Source organism: Paraburkholderia sp. UYCP14C, assembly GCF_004197395.1.
GTDB lineage: Bacteria > Pseudomonadota > Gammaproteobacteria > Burkholderiales > Burkholderiaceae > Paraburkholderia.
Genome location: NZ_SELS01000131.1, coordinates 1 through 8,598, shown reverse-complemented (window position 1 = coordinate 8,598; position 8,598 = coordinate 1). Strand labels below are relative to the sequence as shown.

6 protein-coding genes are annotated in these 8,598 nt (G+C 61.6%); 3 read left to right on the top strand and 3 right to left on the bottom strand.

Going from position 1 to position 8,598, the window contains the following annotated elements; genetic code table 11:
• Positions 1 to 366: ATP-dependent metallopeptidase FtsH/Yme1/Tma family protein (locus tag EVC45_RS42685; RefSeq protein WP_211193577.1), on the bottom strand; the 366-nt coding region annotated here is incomplete at its 3' end.
• Between the two features lie 232 nt (positions 367 to 598).
• Here EVC45_RS42685 and groL point away from each other — a divergent pair.
• Positions 599 to 2,221, top strand: coding sequence for a chaperonin GroEL (groL, locus tag EVC45_RS42680; RefSeq protein ID WP_129964102.1), 1,623 nt, complete (start codon positions 599 to 601; stop codon positions 2,219 to 2,221).
• Between the two features lie 569 nt (positions 2,222 to 2,790).
• Here groL and EVC45_RS42670 read toward each other — a convergent pair.
• On the bottom strand, positions 2,791 to 3,114 hold the full coding sequence (locus EVC45_RS42670) for a hypothetical protein (RefSeq protein ID WP_129964101.1): 324 nt from the start codon (positions 3,112 to 3,114) through the stop codon (positions 2,791 to 2,793).
• Positions 3,115 to 3,353: 239 nt separating this feature from the next.
• On the opposite strand from EVC45_RS42670, the gene mgtA reads away from it, so the two are divergent.
• Positions 3,354 to 6,026 carry a magnesium-translocating P-type ATPase gene (gene mgtA / locus EVC45_RS42665; protein WP_129964100.1) on the top strand — a complete coding sequence of 891 codons (2,673 nt, stop codon included), beginning with the start codon at positions 3,354 to 3,356 and terminating at the stop codon, positions 6,024 to 6,026.
• Positions 6,027 to 6,531: 505 nt separating this feature from the next.
• On the opposite strand, the gene EVC45_RS42660 is transcribed toward mgtA, so the two are convergent.
• Positions 6,532 to 7,440, bottom strand: coding sequence for a LysR family transcriptional regulator (locus EVC45_RS42660; protein ID WP_129964099.1), 909 nt, complete (start codon positions 7,438 to 7,440; stop codon positions 6,532 to 6,534).
• 87 nt (positions 7,441 to 7,527) lie between these two features.
• On the opposite strand from EVC45_RS42660, the gene EVC45_RS42655 reads away from it, so the two are divergent.
• A complete protein-coding gene (locus EVC45_RS42655) occupies positions 7,528 to 8,031 on the top strand; it encodes an SRPBCC domain-containing protein (RefSeq protein ID WP_129964098.1) in 504 nt (167 codons plus the stop codon).
• Positions 8,032 to 8,598 lie beyond the last annotated feature (567 nt).

The following is an 8,598-nucleotide window of genomic DNA, read 5'->3' as shown; positions in this document are numbered from 1 at the left end:
CGCGCCGCGCCAGGGCTCGAAGCCCGGCAAGCCCATCGGGTCGGCCGGCTCGCCGAGCGTCGCGAGACCGATGCGCTGGATCGCTGTGCTTGCGGTTGTATGCGACGAGCGCGTGCCCCGCTTCGTGCCAGGCATCTTGAGCGTGCCCGTGATGCGCGTCGGCGTCACGACGAGGTCCTGAACCTGCCTCGCCTCGACCAACTGCAGGAAGTCGCTATAGGCGACGTCGATGGTCGTCACCTGCGACGCGAGCAGGCGCAACGCGAAGACGATGCCGACGAACAGCATCTCCGCGGCGCTCGTCATATCGAGCCATGGCGAGGGTTTGCGGCGATGAGGGCGCCATTCGACGCGATCCTCTTTCATCGTCCCCTCCCCATCTGCAAAGGTGTGAAGCAGCTAGCATCGCCGATGGCGCGGCGTGCCGATTGACGAGAATCAATCGCCTGCGAACCCGTTGTGAAGGCCGAGCGGATTCGTCACGCCACCGCGACTCATTGATGCAGATCAATCCGTTCGCGATACCCGCTGGCTTAAATGAGTAGACCGGCTCGCGCGCATCGCGGGCGCCGGCCGTCCCACCACGTGGAGGTCAACCGTGTCGAATGAGACGCTCGTGTTTCACCATGACGCCCGGCAACTGCTGCTCAACGGAGTCAACGCACTCGCCGAGGCCGTCAAGGTCACACTTGGCCCCGGAGGCCGCAACGTGATCGTCGAGCGGCCTTCCGGCGTGCCGCTGGTCGCGAATTCTGGCGTCATCGTCGCGGGCTCGGTCGACCTGACGAACCCCTACGCCGAGATGGGCGCGCAACTGCTGCGCGAGGTGGCCACCCGCACGAGCGAGGTGGCCGGCGACGGCACCACCACCGCGACCACGCTGGCGCAGGCCATCGTCGTCGAAGGCAACAAGTGCGTAGCCGCCGGCTACGATCCGATGGCGCTCAAGCGCGCCATCGAAGACGCGGGCAAGCAGGTCGTCGAGGAACTGCACCGGCTCGCGCGTCCATGCGCATCGGCCGATGAAATGCGCCAGATCGCGACCATTTCCGCGAGCGGCGACGCCAGCATCGGAGCGCTGGTGGCCCAGGCGGTCGGGCGCGTCGGCAATGAAGGCGCGATCAGCATCGAGGACGGCTCCAAACTCGACGACGAACTGGAGACGGTCGACGGCTCGCTGCTCGATCGCGGTTTCGTGTCGCCGCTGTTCGTCGACGAGGACCGCCGTGACGTCGTGCTCGACGAGCCGCGCGTCCTGCTGTGCGACCTGAACGTGTCGTCGGTCGCGCAATTGCTGCCGGTACTCGAAGCGGTGATGGCCACGGGCAAGCCGCTGTTCGTCATTGCGAACGAAATCGAAGGCGAGGCGCTCGCCACACTCGTCGTCAATCATCTGCGCGGCACCTTCAGGTCCTGCGCGATCCGCTCGCCCGGCTTCGGCGAGAGCCGCTCAGAGCAACTGGCGGACCTCGCGGCCCTCACGGGCGCCACGGTCATCTCGCCGAAAACCGGCCGTACGCTCGAAAACGCCACGCTGGACGATCTGGGCGCAGCGCGGCGCATCGAGGTGTCGCGCGAGACGACGACGATCGTCGCCGGGCACGGTGACCATGCGCGCATCGCGGAGCGGATCGCGGGCCTGAAAAAGCGCATCGACAGAGCGCCCGATCAGCATGAACGGGACGCCCTGAACCGACGCCTCGCGAAGCTGGCGGGCGGCGTCGCCGTGATTCGCGTCGGAGCGGCGACTGAGACCGCGCTACGCGAGCGCAAGAACCGTTTCGAGGACGCGCTGCATTCGACACGGGCCGCCGTCGAGGAAGGCTTCGTGCCCGGTGGCGGCGTCGCACTGCTGCGCGCGCGCCGCGTGCTGGAGCAATATGGTGAAACGCCAATCCACAAGATCGGAGCAAGGATCGTGCACGATGCGCTCGCCGCCCCGTTGCGGCAGATCGCGCAAAATGCCGGTGCGGACGCGCAGGCCGTCGTCCATGCGGTCGCCGCGGCCGACGGCGCCTTCGGCTATGACGCCGCGCACGGCAAATACGGTGACATGATCGCGCGCGGCATCGTCGATCCGGTCAAGGTTGCGCGCACCGCGCTGCAAAACGCGATCTCCGTCGCGTCGCTGCTGCTCACGACCGACTGCATGATAGTGCGCCCGGCAGGGGAACGCACCTACGGCGCGAGTCGTGGCGGCTCGCGCCCGGAGTTCGGATGAGCGCGGCGCTGGGCAGGAGAGCAGCATGAGCTCGCCGCCGAGCCGCAGGCATTCCGTACGCCGCGTCAATGCCGAACCGCAACGCCGTTGGCGGCGTTGTCGAGCGTGTCGCGGCTCACGGCCTTCGGGTACTTTCTTTCCCGCTTTCCTGACGTCGTGATTTGCTGTGTAGCCGGACCGTCTGGCCCTGGCCGCTCGGCGGACTCGCAGATCCTTCCCGGACGCTGCCACCCGATCGTCAGTAACCGCCGGTAACGGTCGGGCTGTTTGCCACGCCGTTACACGGTAACCGGTCACATGCCTCATTCGCGACCGTCAACCATGCTGGTGCACGGCAGCGAGCCAGGCGCCACTGACACTGAGGCTGGTCGGGTTCAGTCGGGCCGAATGGGTTTAACGCGCGATGCAGATCGATCACGAGCACGTGGAAGTTCTCGTCGCCGACGCCATTGCGGCCGCGCGTTAGCGCTTGCAACCAGGCGCGGCCGATACGCTCGCCCCCCAGTGATTCCAGCCCAGCCTGCCAGCGTAGAATGCGATCTCGCAGCGCAGGCGGCCCATAATCCGATTCAAGCAGCGGTTTCGCCATCGTAGCGAGATTCTTCGGCGAGGCGTTGCACGAGACGCCGCAGATCGGGCACAAGCAGTTCGTCATTGACGGGCGATGAACCGCTTGGCATGTCTCGAAGCCAGGGCACATCGACATGTGCAGTTGCCCGTTCTGCGCTCAGGTCAAGCGCGTAGGCATTGGGATCGTCGGCGTGCGCCAATGCCGCCTGAAGCACACTCAGACAAAGCTTCAGACGATCGTTGGCAGAGAGCGCCGCCTTGATCCAGCCTGGCAGCAGCAAGCTGCGCTCCCCCATCAGAGTGATCGCCTCGGTCATTTGCATGGTGACTACCGGCGGTAAGCGAACATCCAGTCTCGACCGTCAATATGACGCTTTTCTGACGGCAAAGGCCATTGCGCAATTCGATTGACATAGATCAACCGCTCATCAATCCGATCGGGTACTGATCGCATAACGAGCTATCACTGATAGCTGCGGCATAGTGGCAGACAGTACCTGCCGTCTATTGGTTAGTGATCCCACCGACGGGGATCGTCGCCCGACCGAAAACGAGCGTGATCATGATGTTTGTAGCCGACAAGCGTGGCTTGCACACAATCGCTCCATTTTTGACGCGATTGGGACGTTCGTCCCGCACTATGGTCCACCCTTCGACGGCCAGCGTTGAAAGACTCGCCGAATTTGCGCAGTTCTCGCCTGACGAAACGCTGGCGCGACTGCACAGCACGGTGTCCGGTCTCGATGTCGATGAAGCGCAGCGGCGCCTACGCACCTATGGCCCGAACCAGGTTGTGTACGAGGCACGCCATACCATCATCGGCGAGCTCGCTGGCAGAACGATCAATCCCCTGAATCTGCTACTTTTATCACTCGCCACAGTGTCTTACACGCTCGGTGACCCGCGCGCGGCGATCATGATCGGGGTAATGGTCATCCTCAGCGTTTCACTGGGATTTGTACAGGAACACCGCTCCAACAAAGCCGCAGACGCGCTGCGGAGAATGGTGCGAACGACCGCCACAGTCATCAGGCAAACGAAGGCAGCCGGGCCGACTCATGTCGATATACCGATTGAACAGCTGGTTCCGGGCGATGTCATTCAATTAGCGGCCGGAGATCTGGTTCCTGCTGACCTACGGCTGATCTCCGCACGCGATCTGTTCGTCAATCAATCAGCGCTGACGGGCGAATCAATGCCGCTCGAAAAAGGACCCCATACTCACGTGGCCCCCGTCGATTCTCATTTTGAATTGCCCAACGTTTGCTTTATGGGCAGCGCGATCGTAAGCGGTGTTGGCTGCGGGGTCGTTGTCCTGACGGGAAAGGCAACAATTTTTGGTCGCATTGCCGACGTGGTTGCCGCGCAGCGAATAGAGACCAGCTTCGACAGGGGCGTGACGCGATTCACCTGGCTGATGATCCGCTTCATCCTGGTCATGGTTCCCCTCGTGTTTGTGATCAACGGCCTGACCAAAGGCAACTGGTTTGAAGCGCTGCTTTTCGCGGTCGCCGTGGCGGTGGGACTCACGCCTGAGATGCTTCCCATGATCGTGACTGTCAATCTCGCCAAAGGGGCGCTCGACATGTCACGGAAGAAAGTCATCGTGAAGCGATTGAACGCGATCCAGAATTTCGGAGCGCTGGATGTGCTATGCACGGACAAGACAGGGACACTTACGCAAGATCACATCATACTGAAGCGTCATCTCGACATTCACGGCAATGAATCGGACCGGGTACTTGAATATGCTTTCCTTAACAGTGTGCACCAGTCGGGCCTGAAAAATCTTCTCGATGTTGCCGTGCTGAAGCACGTCAAACTCCACGAGCAGCTCAAGGTGCATGAGCAGTTCGTCAAGATTGACGAGATGCCCTTCGATTTCGAGCGCCGTCGCATGTCCGTCGTACTTGCCCGCGATGATGGCGCACATATCTTGATCTGCAAGGGCGCAGTCGAGGAGATCTTTTCCGTTTGTACGCGCTACGCCATTGACGGAGCAACGAACCCGCTCGACGAGAGCCACTACGGCGCGACGAAGAAAATCACCGACGAGCTTAATTCGGATGGCTTTCGCGTGGTAGCCGTCGCTTACAAGGAAATGCCGGCGGATCAAATAGCCTATTCAGTTGCCGACGAAACTGCTCTGACGCTCCTTGGCTTCATTGCATTCCTCGATCCGCCAAAAGATACGGCCGCGGCGGCAATTGCAGCACTAAAGGCCAGAGGCGTTCAGGTAAAGATTCTCACCGGAGACAACGGCATTGTCACCCGGAAGATCTGTCACGAAGTGGGGATCTGCGTGGATCGCATAGTGCTCGGCAAGGAGTTGGAGCCGCTCTCACCGGCTGAACTTGAGGATCTGGCAGAAGAGGCGTCCATCTTCGCGAAGCTATCGCCCTCGCAGAAGGCTTCGATCGTCGATGCCTTGCACAGAAAGGGGCACGTCGTCGGCTTTCTTGGGGACGGTATCAATGATGGCCCCGCGCTCAAGGCTTCGGATGTTGGCGTGTCAGTCGACAGCGCCGTTGACATTGCCAAGGACTCCGCCGACATCATCCTCCTCGAAAAGAGCCTTGCCGTACTGGCTGATGGCGTGCTGGAAGGCCGGAAGGTGTTTGGCAACATCACCAAATACATCAAGATGGGTGCGAGTTCGAATTTCGGAAACATGTTCAGCGTACTCGGAGCCAGCATCATTCTGCCATTCCTGCCAATGGCACCGATTCAGGTCCTCACGAACAATCTGCTTTACGACTTTTCGCAAACGACCATACCGACCGATAACGTCGACGCCGAATATCTCAGTATGCCGCGCCGATGGGACCTCGGAAATATCGTGAAGTTCATGCTCCTGATAGGCCCGATCAGTTCGGTATTCGATTACGTGACGTACTTCACGATGCTGTACTTCTTCCATGCATGGGATAAACCTGCTCTCTTTCAAACCGGGTGGTTCGTCGAATCCCTGCTTACCCAGACACTGATCATCCACATCATCCGTACAGCTAAGGTGCCATTTCTCGAGAGTCGAGCAAGTCTGCCGCTGGTCGCGACAAGCCTGGGCATTGCCACTGCAGGCATCGCTCTGCCCTTCACCTCGCTTGGCGACGCTCTCGGATTTGCTCCGTTGCCATGGACGTATTGGCCCGTGCTGGTGCTGATTCTGCTCAGCTACGCCGTGTTGACCCACTTGACGAAAACATGGTTTGTCCGGCGTTTTGGACTGGACTAGCCAGGTGTACTCGTGGGCCGTGAGTCTTCGCATCCAGAGCATCCAGTCGGCACCCATATGTCTACGTCCCTTTCTCGATGAGCAACGGAGGGTTGACCCTCGGCGCACGGCATAAGGGCATGAGGAAGGGTTCCGCCGAAGGTGACGCGGAGGCCGAACCACATACGTCCAACGTCGAATACGGTTCGCGATAAACACGGCGAGCAAGGCGTGTCGGAGTAAAGTCAGATCGAGGACGCCACGGGACTGCAGAGTCGTTGCAACACTTGGCCCTGCTTCAGAGCGCCATATTCGATACCGCGGATCTGTCCGAGGCCATCGCAGGCTGGCAGGCGAGGCGTGAATCACGCTTCGAAGCCTTGCCGGCGTTGCCTGCCTTTCAGAGCCAAGGATTGGTCGCGTTCTATCCTGACCGCGTCGACTCGAGTGAAGAAACGCCTGCCTGAGCGGGCGGGCCGGCTGCGAGCTGGATCGCTGCGCACACGCCGACCAACGCGATGTTCCTTCAGCATTGACTCGCACACGTATCGAACAGCACTTCCCTCACCCACCGATGCCCCGGCGAACGGTGCGTGCGCTCATGCCACGCCGCCGTCTTCGTGAAGCCGGGCACTTCGACTGGCGCATCGACGATGACGAGACCATCGCCCGCACGCACGAGGCGTCGCGGCACCACCGCGATCAGATCGGTGCATTGGAGAAGGCGTGGCAGCACCAGAAAACTCGTTACCGACAAAGCCACGCGTCGACTCTTGCCGAGCCGTGCGAGTACCTCGTCGGTGACGCCGCGAAAACTGCCGCCGTCGTACGACACCAGTGCGTGATCGAGCGCGCAGAAGCGCTCGAGCGACAGCGCACCCGCTTGAGCGTCCGGATGCCCTTCGTGCATGACGCAGACATAGCGCTCTTCGAACAGCGTGCGCGCGTGCAGGTCCGCAGGCGCCGAATCGGGCGTGATCAGTGCGAGGTCGAGATCGCCACGCTCGAAGAGCGGCTGCAGAGGCTGGTTGTGCACCGGCACCACCGCCACGCGCACACGTGGCGCGAGCGTGCGCAGACGCGCGAGAAACGGCACGACGACGACCTGCAGCGCATAGTCCGTCGCGGCGATCGACAGCGTGAGCTCGGCGCTCGCGGGATCGAACAGCTGCGGCCGCAACATCGTGTCGATATCGCTCAGGACCTGCTTGAGCGGCCCGGCGAGTTCGAGCGCGCGCTCGGTCGGCACGATGCCGCGCTGCGTGCGGACGAACAGCGGATCGTCGAAGCTCTCGCGCAAGCGCGTGAGCATGCCGCTGACGGCCGGCTGCGTCAGCGCGAGACGCCGCGCCGCGCGCGTGACGTTGCGCTCGTCGAGCAGCGCATCGAGCGTGCGCAACAGGTTCAGGTCGATGTTTCTGATATCAGACTGCATGATGGCTGAGATCATGACATGCGATTGGATTTATTTCAGCGCGACCGCGATCATGTGCGGCATGGATCGATAACTGGAGCGAATCTCATGCATCACATCATCTGGCCCGAAGGCTATGTGCCGGGCTTCTCCGACAATTTCGCATCGAATGAAATGATCGTGGCGGGTCTCTCCGTCGCCGACGTGTGGCCGCAACTCGACGACACCGGCGCCTGGCCGACCTACTACAGCAACGCGTCCGACATCCGCTTCCACGATCGCACCGGCCCCCGTCTGTCGGCCGGCGCGCGCTTTCGCTTCACGACCTTCGGTTTTGCGGTCGAAGCGAAAGTCACCGAATACGTGCCGCCTGTCGACGGTCAGCCTGCGCGCGTCGCGTGGCATGGCTGGGTCGAAGGCGATGCCGATGCGCGGCTGGACGTGCATCACGCGTGGTTGCTGGAAGATTTGCCGGGCAACCGCGTGCGCATTCTCACGCAGGAAACGCAGAACGGGGCGTCCGCGAAACAGCTTGCGGCGACCCGCCCCAATCCGATGATCAACGGACATCAGGAATGGCTCGACGGCATGATCGCGGCGGCGCGCCGGTGACGCTCGAGCGCGGCCGAATCGGCCGTGCTCCAAGTCAGACTCTCTCGACAGAAAATTCCCTCGTCGTCAGGTTTCATAACGCCGATCGCCGCCCGCGTGCGGGGCGCAGTGCAGCTTCCCGTGGCGACCGCGTGGGGCATGGACGAGCCGGCACAGGCGCAACTCGCAATCGGCACGCAGCAACTCGACCTTGCGATGATGGGATGGGCTTGCCCGCTATCCTGATCCGCAGAACGGCGATCCCGTCGAGCGGAGCCTACGGGCGGCAATAAGCAACTGTCTTACCAGTCAAGCCGTGCGGATGAATTCATCCCACGGCTTTCCTGCTTTTGAGATGGCATTGAGGATGGTCAGCGGCTTTCGGCAGCTAACGACGGCCCAAGGGTATCCCCGATGCTATTTCATCTACCTATCGAAAGATAAATTCAATTGACCGACCGGTCGGTTAATTTATACTGCGTCACATTGCCACTCTTTCTGGATGGTGCCGATGTACACGCAATCCCTCGATATCCCCGGCAACGTCGCCCCGCTGGACGCGGACGCGAATTCGCCCGAACAGGCGCG